The organism is Psychrobacter sp. SWN149 (genome assembly GCF_015864565.1).
Lineage (GTDB): Bacteria > Pseudomonadota > Gammaproteobacteria > Pseudomonadales > Moraxellaceae > Psychrobacter.
Genome location: NZ_JADYWX010000001.1, coordinates 580,434 through 598,598 on the forward strand (window position 1 = coordinate 580,434; position 18,165 = coordinate 598,598).

The window sequence follows — 18,165 nt, forward strand, 5'->3', positions numbered from 1 at the left end:
AGTCAGCTCCATATTGATAGCATAAACAATAACTTAGACTTACTAAGTCTTATAATCTTGACTATAGTTCATATATATTTAATAGTAGTCCTACTAACCTAAATTTATAGAAAATGGAGTACTGAATGCCTCTTCAATTGTCAAATGAACTTAGGTTCCCTATGGGTTCTACAGAGTCCTTAAATGCCGAGACTACAGATGATTTTTTATCATTGATTAGAAAAATATCAGATCCAATGGGTTATAAACAAATAATAGAAATTTTTAAGCGACATTTTTGCAAAGTTTCTAACGATAATTATTCGCGTAGTTCCTCTCTAGAGTGGGCAGAATCAGATATGTCTACTCAAGCATATAATGCCGCAAAGGACGCACCTAACTTTATAGCAGCTATGTATGAGGCTTTAGAAGAATTAAAACTTAAAGGTGCTGCTGTACCAACAGTACAAAATATTAATCAGATCTTGAAAAAAAATGATACTCAGTATGAAATTATTGGAGATCAGCTAATCCAAAATACTGGGAGTGTAGCTGCTCCGGAATTCAGTGAATCTATATCAACCACAGTAATGAGAGCTTTAGGTGATGCAAAGGCTTTGATAGGAACTGTAGATTCATCTAGCGCCATCGATCGCGCTCATACAGCGCTTCATGGTTACTTAGTACAATTATGTATAGACAATAGTATTAATCTGCCAAACGATCCAACCGTATCTAAAGCTTTCAAAGAGCTTAGAAGTCGTCATCCTGCGTTACAAGCTTCTGGCAATAGATCTGAGGAAATTACTAGGGTTTTGAACTCTTTTGCTGCTGCGATTGACGCTTTTTCTACATTGAGAAACAAGGCCAGTCTTTCACACGTCAATGAGCTTTTAGATGTTCCAGAGGCAACAGCTACAGTCAATGCTATGTATACTATATTTAGATATATACAGGATTCTATGCACAGAAATAATATTGAACTTATTTAATCTTGAAAGTAGCTTTTCAAACCAAAAAAAGCACCCAACCATGTTGAGTGCTTTTTTATTTATAACAAGCTGTATATCAATTCAAAAAATTTGAGTAGCGAGGAAAACAAGTGACAGCAATACATCGAGTAGGCTGAACGAGTTTGACGACGCTAATCAGGTTTTTAGTTTGATAGCTTTTATTAAGTATTATTCCCACTCAATCGTTGCAGGCGGCTTGCTCGACACATCATAAGTCACGCGTGATACTTCAGCGATTTCATTCATAATGCGGTTCGATACCGTCTCGATCAAATCATACGGCAGATGCGCAAAGCGAGCCGTCATAAAGTCTACGGTCTCAACGGCACGTAGCGCGATTACCCACGCATAACGGCGGCCATCACCGACCACACCGACTGATTTGATAGGTTGGAATACGGCAAATGCTTGCGCCGTTTTGGCATACCAGCCTGAACGCTCAAGCTCTTCCATAAAGATGGCATCAGCTTGACGTAAAATATCTGCATACTCTTTGGTCACTTCACCAAGGATACGTACACCCAAACCTGGACCTGGGAACGGATGACGATTGATCATTTTAGGCGGCAAGCCAAGTGTGATACCCAGTTTACGTACTTCGTCTTTGAACAAATCACGTAACGGCTCAATCAGCTTGAATGCCAAGTCATCTGGCAAACCACCAACGTTATGATGGCTCTTAATCACGTGTGCTTTACCTTGATGCGATTTTGCTGACTCAATCACGTCAGGATAAATCGTACCCTGTGCTAAGAACTCAACGACTTTGCCATCGCTTTGCTCGCTTACTTGGCGGGCGCTTTCGGCGAATACGTCAATGAATGTTTTACCGATGATTTTACGTTTGACTTCTGGATCAGACTGACCTGCCAATGCGTTTAAAAACAAATCTTCTGCATCAACACGAATCACTTTAACGCCCATGTTTTCTGCAAACACTTGCATCACTTGGTCGCCTTCATGCAAGCGCAGTAGACCGTTATCGACAAATACGCAAGTCAACTGATCACCAATGGCTTTGTGCAATAGCGCAGCAACAACTGAGCTATCGACACCGCCTGATAGACCTAGCAATACTTGCTTGTCACCGATTTGCTCTTTTAATTGTGCGATACGCATCTCGGCAATATTGTCTGGCGTCCAGCTACCAGCACAGGCGCAGATGTCATGTACAAAGCGTGCTAGCAATGCCTGACCTTGTGCAGTATGGGTCACTTCTGGGTGAAACTGTAGGCCGTAATAATGGCGCGTGTCGTCGGCCATAATGGCAATTGGACAACTTGGTGTGCTGGCAACAACGTCAAAGCCTTGAGGGGCATCAACCACTTTATCGCCATGGCTCATCCAGACATTGAGCGTGCCTGCTGCATCTTCGATACCATCGAGCAAGGCGCAAGTACCGTTTACATTGATCACAGCAGCGCCAAATTCATGCACATCACTGGCTTGAACTTTGCCACCGAAACGATCTGCCATTGCCTGCATACCGTAGCAGATACCCAATACCGGAATGCCTAAATCAAACACGGCATCATTAATGCGCGGGCTGTTTTCTGCATGAACGCTCTCAGGGCCACCCGATAAGATGATGCCTTTTGCACCAAAATCGATGATGCGCTGGGTGTCAATATCATAAGGGAACATCTCACAAAACACGCCAGCATCGCGCACACGGCGGGCGATAAGCTGGCTGTACTGCGAGCCAAAATCGAGAATTAAGATGCGGTCTTCTTTGATCGTAGGGGTGGCTGCGGCAGTGGTCATAAATCGATGTCCATCAATAGATAAATTGGTGCTCTATTTTAACAAGTTTATGCCGCATAAGGGCTACTTCATCCGCAAAATTTCATTATTCAGTCATTTTTCTCGTACAAACTCTCTAATAATGCATTTTCACCTGTGACCCATGTTGTTAAGACCTATTATTTCATTCAATCCTATATTAAAAGTATCTATTTTTTGGACGTTTTGTTTTAAGACTCTTTGCCGTCTTGAGACACTCTGTTCTGCTAGGCTGTTTGTTTCACATTCATATAATGATAGAAAGCTAACCATAATCCACCTATAGCATCTCAACTGATTCTTATCATATTTCTTCAATTATCGTGTCCTGCTTTTAACTGTGCTTCATGATAAAGCAAAAAAACATCGCTTAAAATATTTTCTTAAAAGTCTATAAAGTTTAGCTATTCAAATCCGTATCGTATTGAAACAATAGAAAAATATTAGTCGATTTTTGTTACAAAGACGTGTACTTTATTAAAAAGTTCTTGCTGTAGCAGTTACAGTTAGTTGTCAGATTTTTTAGATAAAACCCCTTGATACTGAGGGTCTAGTATTTCCTTAGCCACACTCACCGGACGAGTCACAAAGCACTTAACGCTTTTATAAAAGGATTAAAGTTATGGAAATGAATTTCTCAAAACGCTCAGCCCTTAAGCTTAGCTCACTCACTTTGGCAGTTGCCGCAGCGTCTTTTAGTACGTCCACCGTCATGGCGGCTGAATGTCAATTGAGCAGTGGCGATGTAGGGGGTGCATCTAGCTTTGGTGCAGATGCTTTGGCTTGTGGCCCAAATACCAGCGCCTTTGCCGACAATACCACTGCAGTAGGTCAAAACTCATTCGCAGCGGCAGCTAACGCTGTTGCGGTAGGTAACACCGCTTTTGCCTCTGATGAAAACGCCATTTCAATTGGTGCTAATTCACAAGCTGATGGAATAGATGCTGTAGCAATTGGTGGTGGCGTATCTGAGAATGGCTCACGTGCTGGTGCTCAAGCTTTGGGCAATTCAACCACAGCAGTTGGCGGTGAATCAATTGCTACCGGCCCAGGCTCTACCGCGCTTGGCTGGCAGTCCTCTTCTGTTGAGCGTGCTACTGCTGTTGGTCACTTAGCAACCGCCCAAGGCGTTCGCTCAACTGCAGTGGGCGAAGCAGCCATGGCAGGCGGTAGTAATGATACCGTCGCCATCGGTAACCAGTCGATTGCTGGTAATAACTCAGCCACAGCGGTCGGTGGCCAAGCCAATGCAGCAGGTGTCGGTTCAACCTCTATCGGTTGGCAGTCAGCAGCCACGGCTGAACGCGCACAAGCCTTTGGTCACTTAGCGACTGCTCAAGGTGAGCGTTCACTGGCCATCGGTGAAAACGCCGATGCAAAATCTGGCTTCGCTACCGCTATCGGTAACGAATCCATTGCTAATGGTGTAGATGCCTTGGCGATTGGTGATACTGCCAATGCAAACGGTAATTCGACGACTGCTGTAGGCGGCGAGTCAGTAGCGACTGGCCCAGGTGCAACGGCTATCGGCTGGCAGGCCGGCGCAAATGCTGAGCGCGCGCAAGCATTCGGTCATTTGGCTCAAGCAAATGGTGTACGCTCTACCGCAGTCGGTGAAGCAGCAATGGCAGGCGGTAGTAATGATACAGTCGCCATTGGTAACCAAGCCAGTGCTGGTATGAAATCAGCCACAGCAGTCGGTGGTCAAGCAAACGCTGCAGGATTAGGGTCTACTTCAGTAGGTTGGCAATCAGAAGCGACTGGTGAACGCGCACAAGCATTCGGTCATTTGGCATCAGCAACGGGCGTACGCTCTACTGCAGTCGGTGAAGCCGCCATGGCACAAGGCACAGGATCTGTCGCGCTAGGTAATCAATCATCTGCGACTGGCTCAAACGGTATCGCTATCGGTAACGGTGCCACTGCAGCAAATGACAATCAAGTTGTATTGGGTAGCGCAGGTCAGCTACAAGCCAGTACCGCATCACAGTCAGGTGCCACCAATATCGTAACTGCTGATGCAAACGGTACGCTGGGTACTAGCATCAGTGTAGACTCGCTAGCGACATCGAGACAATTTAACGATTTACGTAGTCAATATAATCGTCAAGAAGATCGCTTAGATGAAGCAGAAGACGGTATCGCCATGGCACTATCTATGGAGACGCCAGTGATTCCTTCAGGCAAAAAATACGCGATGACCATTGGTACAGGTTACTACAATAGTAGCACCGCGATCAGCGCCTCGTTTGCTGGACGCGTGAGTGACAGCGTTACCATTTCTACCGGTGCTGGTTTCGGTACTGATACCGGTAAAGTAGGTGCACGTGGCGGGGTTACTTTTGCTTGGTAAATAGCTCATCAGCTTTTATCAAACCTATTACTTTATATAGGTAAAAAGATTGATAACATTCTAATAAAAAGGCTGGACTACACTGGTATAGTGGATTCAGTTTAAAAGAGATACAAGGCAACCGAGTGCAGATGTATATGTGATACTTCAAGCGAGGTTAACGCTGTAGCTCTTTTATAAAGGATTGACTATAGTTCAGCCTTCTTATCATTTATCGCCCAAATCTTAGTTTTTTATGAAGACGTAGCGGTATCACTCAACGCTGCATGCATACGATTGAGCCCCTCTAATAGCAATGCTCTAGGGCAAGCGACATTAATACGCATTTTAAGATGCCCTTCCCCACCATATTTAAATCCCGCACTCAGCTCAACCTTGGCAGCGCGAAGGGTGTCATACAGTGCTTGATCGTCTTCAGCATACGCTGAGCAATCTACCCAAATTAAATACGAGGCTTCTGGGCGCATGACCTTAATCTTAGGCAAATTCTCTTCTAAAAACTGCACCGTTAAATCAATATTGGCTTCGATATAAGCAAGCACCTGCGCCAACCACTCATCGCCATGCTCATAAGCCACGCGCATGGCCGTATAAGCGAATAGATTCAACTCATACTCGTCATTTAGGTTTTGCTGCTGGCTAATTTTTTTGACCAATGTCCCATCTATCGCAAATATCATCGAGCCTTTGATACCTGCGATGTTAAAGGTTTTGGTCATTGACGTCAGGCTTATGACATTGTGCTCATAGCCTTTTGCTAATGTTAAAAACGGTATAAACGTGTGACCCGTTAAGGTTAAATCTTGATGGATTTCATCACTGACAATCGCTACGTTATGCTTTTTACAAATAGAAAGTAATGCTTCAAGCTCATCAGTCTTCCATACGCGCCCGCCCGGATTGTGCGGATTGCAGAGTAGATACAGCTTAACGTCATGTTCGATTATTTTGGCTTCTATATCGGTCAAGTCCAGATGATACTTGCCCTCGACTTCCTTTAATGCAGAGAGCACAAGCTTGCGGCCATTTTGCTCAACTTTGCTCATAAAGGGTGTATAAATAGGATCATTCACCAATACTGCTTCGCCTACTTCGGTAAAGACATTCATCATCAGCGCTAAGCTTGGGACGACACCGGGAGAGAATAAAATATTTTGCTCAGTCAGCTGCAAATTATAGCGACTGCCATGCCACTGAATAATTGATTCATACAGGCTATCTGTAGGTTTGGTATAACCCAATATGCCATGCTGCACGACCTGCTCAACGGCATCTAAAATTGGTTGGGCGGCTTTAAAGTCCATGTCTGCGACCCATAACGGAATCGTGTCATTGGTATAATGCCATTTAAGTGACCCTGTATCACGTCTGTCGATTATCTCATCAAAGTTGTATTGCATTGGACTTCTTCTTAATTGTAAAAATAATGGCTTTGGGTAAAAAAAATACAGTGCCGTATATGTACTACGTTACCGATATACTTTATTGTATTTGTATCAATAAACGAATAGTTAGCATGCCTTTAGAGCATAGCTATCTATTCTCCGCTTGAGCACTCTTTGAGCATATAAAAGGTATAAAGCGTTTATTGATTGAATTGTCATTATAAGTTAATGTGAAAGTCGTATAGTTAATTTTACGTACCGATTGGAACTCATGTCATGACAGTATATTAATACTATCAATCTGATGATTCCAAGTCACCTATAACCCCACCATAAAGTCTCTATGGCTTTTTTACAGGACGATGCATAATGAAAATGGACTTTCTATCAAACGTAGCACTTAAGAGTACAGCACTCAAGATTAGCGCCCTTACTTTAGCTATCGCCGCAACCACGGCATGCACGACGATGGCAACAGGCGCTGAGCATAAGATGTCAGACGCTCCAACCACTGCAACTGTGACTAGCAGTACCGCCATCACGCTTGGCAACGCTGCCACGACTAGCGGCACTAATGATACCGTCGCTATCGGTAATCAGGCCAATGCAGGTCTGAATTCAGCAACGGCTGTGGGTGGTCAAGCCAATGCAGCAGGTCTAGGCTCAACGTCTATCGGTTGGCAATCAAAAGCCACCGCTGAACTCGCGCAAGCGTTCGGTCATCTAGCCAATGCTAGCGGTGTTCGCTCTACCGCAGTTGGTGAAGCAGCCATGGCTGGTGGTACTAACGATACAGTCGCTGTCGGTAACAAAGCCAATGCAGGTCTGAACTCAGCAACGGCTGTGGGCGGCGAAGCCAACGCAGCAGGTCTAGGCTCAACGTCTATCGGCTGGAAATCCAAAGCCACAAGCGAGCGAGCACAAGCGTTCGGTCATTTAGCTGACGCTAGTGGTGTTCGTGCTACGGCAGTCGGTGAAGCAGCAGCAGCACAAGGTGCAAATTCGGTCGCTGTCGGTAATAAGTCTATGGCAGCTGGCATGAATAGCATCGCTATCGGTAATGAGGCAAAGGCAGCTAAAAATAACCAAGTCGTCTTAGGTAGTGCCGGACAGGTTCAGTCTAGTACCGCAGCACAATCAGGTACGGTCAGAATCGTCACTATCGATGACAACGGTACTTTGGGCACGATGATGGTTGATTACTATAAGTCAGCTAAATAATCGTCAATCACCGCCTAGTTTCTAACGCTGGTAAAGATGTAATTAGCTATACTCAATAAAATAAAAAAGACCTCGCAATTGCGAGGTCTTTTTTGGTTGGTACAGCTAGTTTGTATGATGAATTTTTGGCTGATAAGAGCGTATATAAGTGCGAGATACAGAAACCTAGCGTTGTAGGTAGTCCAGTTTGGATTGTGCAGAAGCATTACCTTGACCGGCAGAGAGCCTTTCCTAAAAAGTGTGTAACTGCTTATAATCCAATAACAGGAGAATAAGCAATGACTACTCAATCTGACATCAAGAAACTGGCCGAGCAAATGGCTGGTAGCATGAACAGCTTCGATGACATCAAAGACTTTCAGAAGCAGCTCATGCAATCCTTCATCGACACTGCCCTTGAAGCTGAGATGGCAGACCATCTCGGCTATCCCAAGCATGAAAAGGCGGATAAGCCTAATAAGCGCAACGGGCACACTAAAAAGACCGTCCGCAGTGACACAGGCGATCTTGAGATCTCCACCCCAAGAGACCGCGATAGCAGCTTTGAGCCTGTGTTGGTCAGTAAGCACCAAACCCGTATTAGTGGCCTTGATGACAAGATCATATTCCTTTACGCCAAGGGTCAAACCACCACCGAGATTGTAGAGAGTATTAAAGAGCTCTACGATGTCGACATCTCAAGCTCTCTTGTCTCAAGAGTCACCGATAATATATTAGAGGACATCACAGCTTGGCAGAACCGGCCGTTAAGCAGTGTTTATCCTATCGTCTATTTGGACTGCATCGTCGTGAAGATACGTCAAGACAAACAAATCATCAACAAAGCTATTTACTTAGCCCTAGGCGTCAATCTTAGTGGTAAGAAAGAGCTGCTTGGTATGTGGCTCTCAGAGAATGAAGGCGCTAAGTTCTGGCTAGGTGTTCTCACCGAGCTACAAAACCGCGGGGTGCAAGATATTCTCATTGCGTGTGTGGATGGCCTAAAAGGCTTTCCTGATGCTATCAACACCGTTTATCCCAATGCACAGGTTCAGCTGTGTATCGTACACATGGTGCGTTATTCTATGAAATTTGTGCCATGGACGGATAAGAAGGCAGTAGCGGCTGATTTAAAGGCCATCTATGGCGCTGATACGCTTGAGATAGCAGAGGCCAATCTTGAGCACTTTGATGAGGTGTGGGGCGATAAATACCCACATGTCATCAAGTCTTGGCGCAGCAATTGGGAGGGCTTGACAGTGTTCTTTGGTTATCCTAAAGACATCAGAAAAGCCATTTATACCACCAATGCTATTGAGTCGCTAAACAGTGTGATTCGTACGGCGGTGAATAAGCGTAAGGTGTTCCCATCCGATCAAGCCGCATTCAAGGTGGTTTACTTAGCAACCCAGCAAGCATCCAAAAAGTGGTCGATGCCCATTCGTAACTGGACGTCTGCTCTTAATCGCTTTATGATTATGTTTGATGACCGTATTAGTAAGCATTTAATCTAAAGGGCAGTTACACAGAATCTGGGATGGTCTCCCGGCAGATTTTTGATACCACTCTATGGCTTTCTCGTATGACTGAGCAACCCCTCTACCCGTCTCATAGATTAGCCCCACATTATACTGAGCATAAGAATCGCCCTGTGCAGCGGCTAACAGTGTCCATTTTAATGCTTGCTTATAAGATTGCACCACACCACGACCTTGATAATACATTCCACCTAAATCAGACTGCGCATGGGTATCTCCTTGCTTTGCTGCTTTTAAAAACCATTTAGCCGCTTCAGTATCAGATTGAGCAACTCCTCTGCCCATTCTATAAAGCTTACCTAAACTTTGCTCGGCAGGTTCATAACCTTGCTGCGCTGCTTTCAGGTAATAAGAGTAGGCTTGGGCATAATCTTTATGATTATAATAAGCTTGTGCCAGTTGATAGATATAATACGGATTATTAGGGTTTTCTAATACGGATTGTTGACATGCGTCAATCATCCCTTGGATCTCTATACCTGGTTCTGGAGCATTATATCTCTCATGGAGATGGTCATCATAAGCGTCGACCATGTCGCAGCTTTGTACTTTCGTTTGGGAATGATTTTTCTCATGCGTTTGAACGTGTGCATGCCCTGATGATATCCACAAAAACAAACCTACTGATAGAAATAACCCTTTCATCATAGTTGACCTTATATTATTAAGCCTAACACCCCTTAAACTCAGCCTCACGTCTCTCAACCATCGCCATTACACCTTCTTTCGCATCTTCTGAGTGAAAGAGTGGCGGCAGATAGCTATGAATATTGGCCAATGCAGTCGCTGCCCCATTTCGACTGGCATCTTGTGCTGAAGACAATGCCCCTCTCACACCTAAAGGCGCAGCTTTACAGATCTCTTGTGCCAGCGTTAACGCACGCTCATATTCAGTGCCGTTTACTACCACTTCGCTGACCAAATTCAGTCTATCAGCCGTTTGCGCATCGAATGCTTTACCAGTGAGTAGATATGGCATAGCTTTTTGCCAGCCTGCTGCCGCTACAAAACGTACCGTCGCCCCGCCAAATGGCATGATGCCGCGCTGGACTTCCATTTGTGCAAAGTTGCAGTTATCACTAGCGATGACCACATCACTGTTTAGCATCAGCTCAATAGCTACCGTAAAGCAAGTGCCTTTGACCGCCACGACCACAGGTTTGGTACGCAGCTTTCCACTGATGCCCCACGGATCGATTTGATCATCATTAAACTTAAACACACCATCATTTAGCTTGTCTTGCAGCTCGACCAAATCTAGACCAGCGGTAAAGTGATCACCATGCGCAAATATCAACGCGCAGCGTAAGTTGTCGTCTTGCTCATAGCGGGTCATCGCGTCAGACAACTGACCAATCATATGACTGTCAAAGGCATTGCGTTTATTGGCACGATTTAGCCCGACCAGGCAAACATGGCCTTGGGTGTTATAAGTGATGCGATTTTCTGTTGCGTTGCTGTCCGTAGTCATGGTTCTGTCCTTGTTGAAATAATCATTATTATGTAATGGGTGGTTATGTAGTTGCGCCTCGATATCCTTGATATATCCTCAGTCGCAGCAATCGTCTATCTTCAATATAGTTCTGACCAATACAGGTCTTACTAATGAAGATGATAATTCGGTAATAGATTCATAGAAATTTGTCGATAAACCCACTTTTAATATAGACACCCTCGCGCCATAACACAAGCAGTAGAACTGCTACGAATAAAGCTCATATCAATATCAGTTGACCCCATTCACGTTAAGTGTAACCATGAGGAAAATATAGACATTACTCAGAGCACTCTATGGAATTTTGGCACGGTTTTTTGCTGATCACTACAGTCCACTTACTCGCTGCAGCCTCCCCGGGGCCTGATTTTGTCTTGGTATCACAGCAGACGTTGGCAAAGGGTCGGCGCACTGGTTTGATCTGTAGTCTCGGTATTACCTTGGGTCTTGCCGTACATATTATCTATTCGGTGTTGGGACTGGCGACGGTCATCGCTCATTCGCAGCCACTATTGACTACTATCAAATGGTTGGGCGGCGGTTATCTGATTTATCTCGGTTGGCAAGGTATTCAAGCCAAACCTAAAAAACCAGCAGATTTAGCCAACTTAACAAATGCAGCAGACTCAGAAGTAAGTTCAAGCGCTCACGTTTCACAGGATGCGCTTACTAGCCAAACCACACCCCCAACTAAAGATATCTCTACCCAAAAGTTACCTAGCAATAGCGAATCCACCTTTGCTACGTTGCGTCGCGGATTTTTTTGTAATGTCTTTAATCCAAAAGCACCCGTATATTTCGTCGCGATATTCACACTCGTATTATCACCTGATATACCGCTGTGGCAGCTGGCCATTTATGGCGTATGGATGATGGTCTTACAAATGGCATGGTTTAGTACGGTCGTGATGCTGCTTTCTATCTCTGCGATTCATCGCCGGTTTCAGCGTTTTGAGCATTGGATCGACCGCGTATTGGGTACAGCGATGATAGTATTGGGATTAAATCTGATTTTACGTAGTCGATAAGACATTCGTTACTCGTGAAATCTGCTAAAATGGTTGATTATATTCAAACATCAAAGCCACACACTATGACCCGTATTCCAGCAAATAGTACACACAGAAACAGATCACCGGCGACCGCCAAAAAACTCGGTCAGCTACATCCGCGCAACCCACATCAAGGTCGTTATGACTTTGCGGTATTGACTCGCGCGTTGCCTGAGCTTGCCAAGCATACTATTACCAACCCTAAAGGCGAGCCGACGATTAATTTCTCGGATCACCAAGCCGTACGTGTCCTCAATCAGGCGCTACTGGCCCATTATTATGGCGTTAAATTTTGGGACATTCCAGAAGGCTATTTGTGCCCACCTATCCCAGGACGTGCTGATTATATTCACTATATCGCTGATTTGCTTGCGCAGACCACTCATGTGAATGCGGATAACACACCGCCGACAGGTAAAGAAATCCATGCCTTAGATATTGGTACGGGTGCCAGTGCTATCTATCCAATTATTGGTAGCCAGAGCTACGGCTGGCGCTTTACCGCCAGCGATATCGATCCAATTTCAGTTAATACTGCTGCCCTTATTTGCGATGCTAATCCAAAGCTAAAAGGTGCGGTAAAAGTCAAATTACAAACCAATCCTAAGCATATGTTCGCAGGCATCATCGGTCGTCAAGACTACTTTGATGTGGTGGTCTGTAACCCTCCATTCCATGCCTCATTAGAAGAAGCGATGGAATCTAACAGCCGCAAGCAACATAACTTGCAAAGACATCGCGGCAAAAATGAAAACGAGCAAATAAGCCGCAGTTCGACGAAGACTGGTAATGCTGCACAAAACCTAAACTTCGGTGGTCAGCATAAAGAGCTATGGAGTGAAGGTGGCGAAATTGCCTTTTTGACCAAAATGGCAAAAGAGAGCCAAGATTTTGCAGAGCATGTTGGTTGGTTTACGACCCTAGTCTCAAAGTCTGAAAATGTGAAACCATTACAGCTATTATTAAAGCAACTTGATGTCGCCCAAATGCGTATTATTGAGATGAGTCAGGGTCAAAAAAGTACCCGTGTATTGGCATGGCGTTTTGGCACTGACGAAGAATAATCGTTAGAAGCTTATCTATTTAAGTTTCACGTGAAACAAAAAGCACCGCTCTAAACTTTAGAGCGGTGCTTTTTATTGGAAGTAGTAAATTAAAAAAACGACTGATAGTCAAAGAAGCTTAAAACAGGTACAAGGCAGCCGACTGCAGATAGTACAAGTCGTACATCTAAGGAGGGTAACGCCGTAGCAGTTTAGTCATTCTTTGACCATATTAACTAAAAAACATTACCTTTAGCCCAATTAAAACAAGCACCAATCCACCTAATGCTTCTGCTTTATCCTCTAACCACGTACCAGATCGCCAGCCTAAATAAACACCAAACAAGCTAAATACAGCAGTAATTAACGCTATGATTAAACAAGCTAACCATGCATTTAGTTCTAACAAATTAAGTGTAAATCCTGCTGCCATCGCATCAATACTCGTCGCAATGGCGAGTGTGAATAAAGTGCGGTGATTGATAGTTTTATGGCCGTTATGAATAACTGACATTGCCTCACTATCAGCATTTATAGCATCACCCTTTGTGTGAAGCGCACTATCAACAGCATCCTCTTCATCCGCAGTAAATACTTCGAAAAGCATTTTTCCACCGAGAGCGATCAGAATAAACCCACCAATCCAAGGTGCAGCTGCTGCCAACCAACCCAAAAGTACTGCGCCTAATAGATAACCAATGAGCGGCATCACACCCTGAGCAATACCAAAATATAGAGCTGCGTAAATAGCCAATCGTAGTAAATACGACTTACTCTGTTTTTGTGACTTAGCACCCAATCCAATAGCGACAGCGAATGCATCCATTGCCAATGCGATAGCAAGTAATACGACTTCAATCATTTTATTTTTCTCGTAAAATGGTCAGTTATTTGTTCCACGTGAAACAAAAACACCGCTTTGGAGGCCAAAGCGGTATTTTAATGTTTTATTAACAGCCAACTCTAATTTTAGATATCTAGATTAGAAACAGTCAGTGCATTCTCTTCGATGAAGATACGGCGCGGCTCAACATGATCGCCCATTAGGCAAGTAAACATATGGTCAGCGGCGATTGCATCTTCGATAGTGACGCGTAGCATACGACGGTTTTCAGGATCCATCGTTGTGTCCCAAAGCTGATCGGCGTTCATCTCTCCTAGCCCTTTATAGCGCTGGATTGCTAAACCGCGACGCGCATCGACCATCATTTGCTGCCAGAGATAATCGAAGTCACGTACTGGGATATCTTTCGTCGTACCCGCTGTTGCTTCACGGCGGATAAAGGCATCACTCTCAAGCAACGTGTTCCATTCAGCAGACAAGCGTAATAGTTTGCTATATTCACCCGAACTAATGAAACTCGCATCCAGTAAATAATGATGGGCCAACTGATGCACATAGACCGTGATACGTGGTAGCCACTGTGCTTTGGTAGATAATGCCTCGCCATCAATAGTGTCTTCAGCCAATACTTCTGGCTTCATACCCAATAAATCAGCTGCTGCCGCGTCCATATTTTTTGGCTGAGGCGCATGGATATTGATCAGTTCAATCTCAGGGCTTAGATCACTACCAAAATGGTCCAGCTGCGTTTGCATGGCGTCTTTCCATGCTTGCATAGCAGATTTATCGTTAGTCATATCCGTGGTCAGCTTTGGTGTATGCGTCAACGCATCTAAGATTACTGCTGGGAAACGAATCTGCAAACGGGCTTTGATCAGCTGCGTTTGGTTATAGTCATTCAGTAGTGTCTCTAATGCTTGACCAGTGATCGCAGGCGCATCAGCACTGATATGCAGCTTAGTATTGTCAATTGTCGATGACAGTAGATACGCTTTAAGTGCCTCATCGTCTTTTAGGTATAACTCTTGACGACCTTTTTTGACTTTGTATAGCGGCGGCTGAGCGATATAAACATAGCCACGCTCGATTAATTCAGGCGTTTGACGGAAGAAGAAAGTCAACAGCAACGTACGAATGTGTGATCCATCAACATCGGCATCGGTCATGATAATGATTTTATGATAGCGTACTTTATCAGGATTATATTCATCAGGGCCAATGCCACAGCCAAGTGCAGTAATCAGATTACCTACTTCAGCAGAAGACAGCATTTTATCAAAACGAGCACGCTCAACGTTCAAGATTTTACCTTTTAATGGCAAAATGGCTTGGGTTTTACGACTACGACCCTGTTTGGCTGAACCACCTGCAGAGTCACCCTCCACAATGTAGAGTTCTGATAGTACTGGATCTTTTTCTTGGCAATCAGCCAACTTACCCGGCAAGCCTGCGATATCCAAAGTCGTCTTGCGACGCGTCATCTCACGCGCTTTACGAGCAGCGTCACGTGCACGTGCCGCATCGATAATCTTACTCGCAATCGCTTTACCCGCACTTGGGTTCTCTAGTAGATAATCATTGAACTTATCATGCATCGCTGATTCAACAGCTGATTTTACTTCGCTTGATACGAGCTTATCTTTAGTCTGACTAGAGAATTTTGGATCTGGTACTTTCACAGAGACGATAGCCGTTAGACCTTCACGGGCATCATCACCAGTTGCAGCTACTTTTTCTTTTTTGAATAAATTTTCACGATCCATATAGCTATTCAGGCAGCGCGTCAAAGCTGAGCGGAAACCTGATAGATGCGTACCACCATCTTTTTGAGGGATATTGTTAGTGAAACACAGTACTTTTTCGTTATAAGTATCTGTCCACTGCAGTGCGACTTCTACGCTGATACCGTCGTCTTGTTGACTGGTAAAATGGAAGACTTCGTTGACACCGTCTTTGCCAGCATTGATATAACTAACGAACTCTAACAATCCACCTTTATGTTCAAACTCATGACGCTTATCAATGCGCTCATCAGTCAATACAATACGCACACCAGAGTTCAAAAACGATAGCTCACGTAAGCGTTTTGCCAAAATGTCATATTCAAAAATAGTACCAGTGAACACATCACTGCTCGGGTAAAAACGGATTTGCGTACCCGTCTGATTCGTGGCTTCCATCTGCTGAATATCAGCATCAGGTACACCATCAGTATAAGTTTGATTATAGTGATAGCCTTCACGCCAGATATTCATCTCTAACTTTTTAGATAAAGCATTGACCACTGAGATGCCTACGCCATGCAGACCACCTGACACTTTATAGCTATTGTCATCGAACTTACCACCAGCATGCAGTACAGTCATAATGACCTGTGCTGCAGATACACCCTCTTCTGGATGGATATCGACAGGCACACCGCGACCATTGTCCATCACACTGACAGATTCGTCTTCATGGATAATGATGTCAATCTGATCACAGTGGCCTGCAAGCGCTTCGTCAATAGAGTTATCCACTACCTCAAAGACCATATGGTGGAGGCCTGTGCCATCATCGGTATCACCGATATACATACCAGGACGTACACGTACCGCTTCTAGCCCACGTAATACGCGAATATCTTTAGAGCTATAATCAGAGGGTAATACTTCAGGCGCCACAGCTGGCACCGTCGTTGCAGCAATACTATCTGATGTCAGTTGCTCGTGGTCAGTAGGTAATGAATCACTCATGTGTCTTCCTTAATCTAGCCATAATCAGCCGTTTGCTATGGACTCACCACTACGATGATGCCTCATAACGTTATTTTAGACTCAACTGTTGTAGTAAAAATCTTCGATACGCATCATTGGCTAAAACATAATCAACCAAAATTTCATAAGAGATGATAGTGACTCAGAGAATACCAAGTCAACGTTTTAACATTTCACAATCAGCTTCTTTTTTTTAAACATTATTAAAGCTAGCAGAATCAATTAAACACATACTTATCAAACACTTAGAAATCTATAGATAATAAAAAATATCTACATAACGCTATTAAACAACTTGCTGAAAACAGGATGAAAATAAAGCCTAATTTTAGCATTTTTTTGCTTCTAAGTCACTGTTTACTGACAGTTTTCTTAGTATGAGTGACTCTCAAAAAATAAATGGTATTGTAGGAAAGTAATGGTAGGTACAAAGGAGTTACGAGGTAATAAGTGAGGGTAAAATAGGTAGTATAGGAACATTACTAAAGAGGTTGAATGTCGCCTTGTTTCACATGAAACATATTAGGGTTCGGCCATAATTCTTTAACCAATGGTACGATATCATCGGTCAAACTGCTCATAAATACCTGACAGGGTAACTGTGATAAAGTTGATAATAAAATCTCTATTGCCTTACCATCAAGCTCTGCCGTTATATCGTCTAGCAATACGACTGGCGTGGCTCTAGTATTAAATCCGTCTCTCTGCGAATCAATATCCTGTTCAGCGTTGAGCAATAGCGGTAACTGAGACAACCGTAGTGCTGTGATTAACAACTTTTTTTCGCCACGAGATAGTACATTAGCCGCTTGTTCTTTTAGAGTCGGCAATTTAGCACTGATATCGTTTTTTGGCGCTGCACTTGCATGCTCACTACTCACCTCTACTGAATCATCAGAATGCCAATGCACATGAACATCAGCTCGGTGGTTACCGATGCGAGTGTATCCTAGCTGCAGATCCTGCTCTAGTCGCTCGTTAAGCTGCACATCTAGCGCAATACTCGTATCATAGCCAGCATTGTAGCTTAAGCTCAACTGTTCAGCATAAGATGGTAGTAACTGCTCAATGCTTTCAGAAAAATAAGGCTGCCATTCGGCAAATATCCGCTCGCGATAATGATGGATGAGTGCTGCATGACTACTCAAGCCCTTATCCCATGATTTCAACTCAGCAAGCTGTACTTGAGTCAAATGGCGCGATTTTTTTAGTAAACTATTGCGCTGTTTTAGCAATCGTTGATAGGCAACCCATTGTGGATGAAAACCTTGTTTCATGTGAAACACTAGCCAATCTAATAGCTGTCTACGACTGGCGCTACCCTGCTCTAACATATCCATCGTTGATGGATCTATCAGTAACGTTGGCAGTTGCTCAGTTAGGATACTTTGGTTGTAGACAGTCGTCTGATTAAGACGTAAGAGAGTTGTCGCATCAGCTTGTTTTTGGATAGCTAAGGTACTGCTATCGTTAAGCTTAGCATGTACAATAACTGTATTTTGATGATGCTGAATATAACGCTTAGGCTGGTGATGACGGAAGCTTTTGCCTCTGGATAGCAGAAATATGGCTTCAAGTAATGAGGTTTTGCCACTACCATTTTCGCCAATAATGACGTTACAGGCAGCGGACTGTAGATTGACTTGCGTTAGATTACGAAGGTGTGAAATTTGCAGACGTTCAATCATAATACCGATAACCGCCTATTAAAATAGTATACAAGAA

At 44.0% G+C, this 18,165-nt stretch carries 13 protein-coding genes; 6 read left to right on the forward strand and 7 right to left on the reverse strand.

Annotated features, from left to right (window positions below; all coding sequences use genetic code 11):
- Positions 1 to 161: 161 nt before the first annotated feature.
- The gene (locus I6E86_RS02405) at positions 162 to 971 is read left to right on the forward strand and encodes an abortive infection family protein (protein WP_197174896.1); all 810 of its coding nucleotides are present in this window, start codon (positions 162 to 164) and stop codon (positions 969 to 971) included.
- Between the two features lie 189 nt (positions 972 to 1,160).
- On the opposite strand, the gene guaA is transcribed toward I6E86_RS02405, so the two are convergent.
- The gene (guaA, locus tag I6E86_RS02410; protein ID WP_197174897.1) at positions 1,161 to 2,756 is read right to left on the reverse strand and encodes a glutamine-hydrolyzing GMP synthase; all 1,596 of its coding nucleotides are present in this window, start codon (positions 2,754 to 2,756) and stop codon (positions 1,161 to 1,163) included.
- Between the two features lie 640 nt (positions 2,757 to 3,396).
- Between guaA and I6E86_RS02415 the strand changes: the two genes are divergently transcribed.
- A complete protein-coding gene (locus tag I6E86_RS02415; RefSeq protein ID WP_197174898.1) occupies positions 3,397 to 5,127 on the forward strand; it encodes a YadA-like family protein in 1,731 nt (576 codons plus the stop codon).
- A gap of 233 nt (positions 5,128 to 5,360) precedes the next feature.
- Here the strand turns inward: I6E86_RS02415 and I6E86_RS02420 are convergent, their stop codons facing one another.
- Positions 5,361 to 6,527, reverse strand: coding sequence for a MalY/PatB family protein (locus I6E86_RS02420; protein ID WP_197174899.1), 1,167 nt, complete (start codon positions 6,525 to 6,527; stop codon positions 5,361 to 5,363).
- Between the two features lie 354 nt (positions 6,528 to 6,881).
- On the opposite strand from I6E86_RS02420, the gene I6E86_RS02425 reads away from it, so the two are divergent.
- Positions 6,882 to 7,733: a hypothetical protein gene (locus I6E86_RS02425; protein WP_227680479.1), complete on the forward strand. Its 852-nt coding sequence runs from the start codon at positions 6,882 to 6,884 to the stop codon at positions 7,731 to 7,733.
- 278 nt (positions 7,734 to 8,011) lie between these two features.
- Entirely contained in the window at positions 8,012 to 9,226 is a 1,215-nt protein-coding gene (locus tag I6E86_RS02430; RefSeq protein ID WP_197174900.1) for an IS256 family transposase, read from the forward strand.
- Here the strand turns inward: I6E86_RS02430 and I6E86_RS02435 are convergent.
- On the reverse strand, positions 9,218 to 9,895 hold the full coding sequence (locus I6E86_RS02435; RefSeq protein ID WP_197174901.1) for a tetratricopeptide repeat protein: 678 nt from the start codon (positions 9,893 to 9,895) through the stop codon (positions 9,218 to 9,220). The genes I6E86_RS02430 and I6E86_RS02435 overlap by 9 nt on opposite strands.
- 25 nt (positions 9,896 to 9,920) lie before the next feature.
- Positions 9,921 to 10,721: a crotonase/enoyl-CoA hydratase family protein gene (locus tag I6E86_RS02440; RefSeq protein WP_197174902.1), complete on the reverse strand. Its 801-nt coding sequence runs from the start codon at positions 10,719 to 10,721 to the stop codon at positions 9,921 to 9,923.
- A gap of 320 nt (positions 10,722 to 11,041) precedes the next feature.
- Between I6E86_RS02440 and I6E86_RS02445 the strand changes: the two genes are divergently transcribed.
- Both I6E86_RS02445 and rlmF read left to right on the forward strand, forming a co-directional pair.
- Positions 11,042 to 11,773 carry a LysE family translocator gene (locus I6E86_RS02445; protein ID WP_197174903.1) on the forward strand — a complete coding sequence of 244 codons (732 nt, stop codon included), beginning with the start codon at positions 11,042 to 11,044 and terminating at the stop codon, positions 11,771 to 11,773.
- A 29-nt stretch (positions 11,774 to 11,802) separates the two neighbouring features.
- Positions 11,803 to 12,861, forward strand: a complete 1,059-nt coding sequence (gene rlmF / locus I6E86_RS02450) for a 23S rRNA (adenine(1618)-N(6))-methyltransferase RlmF (RefSeq protein ID WP_197175055.1) — start codon at positions 11,803 to 11,805, stop codon at positions 12,859 to 12,861.
- Positions 12,862 to 13,072: 211 nt separating this feature from the next.
- On the opposite strand, the gene I6E86_RS02455 is transcribed toward rlmF, so the two are convergent.
- From I6E86_RS02455 to recF, 3 genes are all read right to left on the reverse strand, one after another.
- Entirely contained in the window at positions 13,073 to 13,702 is a 630-nt protein-coding gene (locus I6E86_RS02455) for a manganese efflux pump MntP family protein (RefSeq protein WP_197174904.1), read from the reverse strand.
- Between the two features lie 107 nt (positions 13,703 to 13,809).
- On the reverse strand, positions 13,810 to 16,419 hold the full coding sequence (gyrB, locus tag I6E86_RS02460) for a DNA topoisomerase (ATP-hydrolyzing) subunit B (RefSeq protein ID WP_227680480.1): 2,610 nt from the start codon (positions 16,417 to 16,419) through the stop codon (positions 13,810 to 13,812).
- A 503-nt stretch (positions 16,420 to 16,922) separates the two neighbouring features.
- Positions 16,923 to 18,128, reverse strand: a complete 1,206-nt coding sequence (recF, locus tag I6E86_RS02465) for a DNA replication/repair protein RecF (protein ID WP_197174905.1) — start codon at positions 18,126 to 18,128, stop codon at positions 16,923 to 16,925.
- Positions 18,129 to 18,165: the final 37 nt, after the last annotated feature.

Bases quoted from the DNA above. Each gene is read 5' to 3' on its own strand.
- I6E86_RS02405 (WP_197174896.1), top strand. From the start codon at position 162: ATGGGTTCTACAGAGTCCTTAAATGCCGAGACTACAGATGATTTTTTA.
- guaA (WP_197174897.1), bottom strand. From the start codon at position 2,756: ATGACCACTGCCGCAGCCACCCCTACGATCAAAGAAGACCGCATCTTA.
- I6E86_RS02415 (WP_197174898.1), top strand. From the start codon at position 3,397: ATGGAAATGAATTTCTCAAAACGCTCAGCCCTTAAGCTTAGCTCACTC.
- I6E86_RS02420 (WP_197174899.1), bottom strand. From the start codon at position 6,527: ATGCAATACAACTTTGATGAGATAATCGACAGACGTGATACAGGGTCA.
- I6E86_RS02425 (WP_227680479.1), top strand. From the start codon at position 6,882: ATGAAAATGGACTTTCTATCAAACGTAGCACTTAAGAGTACAGCACTC.
- I6E86_RS02430 (WP_197174900.1), top strand. From the start codon at position 8,012: ATGACTACTCAATCTGACATCAAGAAACTGGCCGAGCAAATGGCTGGT.
- I6E86_RS02435 (WP_197174901.1), bottom strand. From the start codon at position 9,895: ATGAAAGGGTTATTTCTATCAGTAGGTTTGTTTTTGTGGATATCATCA.
- I6E86_RS02440 (WP_197174902.1), bottom strand. From the start codon at position 10,721: ATGACTACGGACAGCAACGCAACAGAAAATCGCATCACTTATAACACC.
- I6E86_RS02445 (WP_197174903.1), top strand. From the start codon at position 11,042: ATGGAATTTTGGCACGGTTTTTTGCTGATCACTACAGTCCACTTACTC.
- rlmF (WP_197175055.1), top strand. From the start codon at position 11,803: ATGGTTGATTATATTCAAACATCAAAGCCACACACTATGACCCGTATT.
- I6E86_RS02455 (WP_197174904.1), bottom strand. From the start codon at position 13,702: ATGATTGAAGTCGTATTACTTGCTATCGCATTGGCAATGGATGCATTC.
- gyrB (WP_227680480.1), bottom strand. From the start codon at position 16,419: ATGAGTGATTCATTACCTACTGACCACGAGCAACTGACATCAGATAGT.
- recF (WP_197174905.1), bottom strand. From the start codon at position 18,128: ATGATTGAACGTCTGCAAATTTCACACCTTCGTAATCTAACGCAAGTC.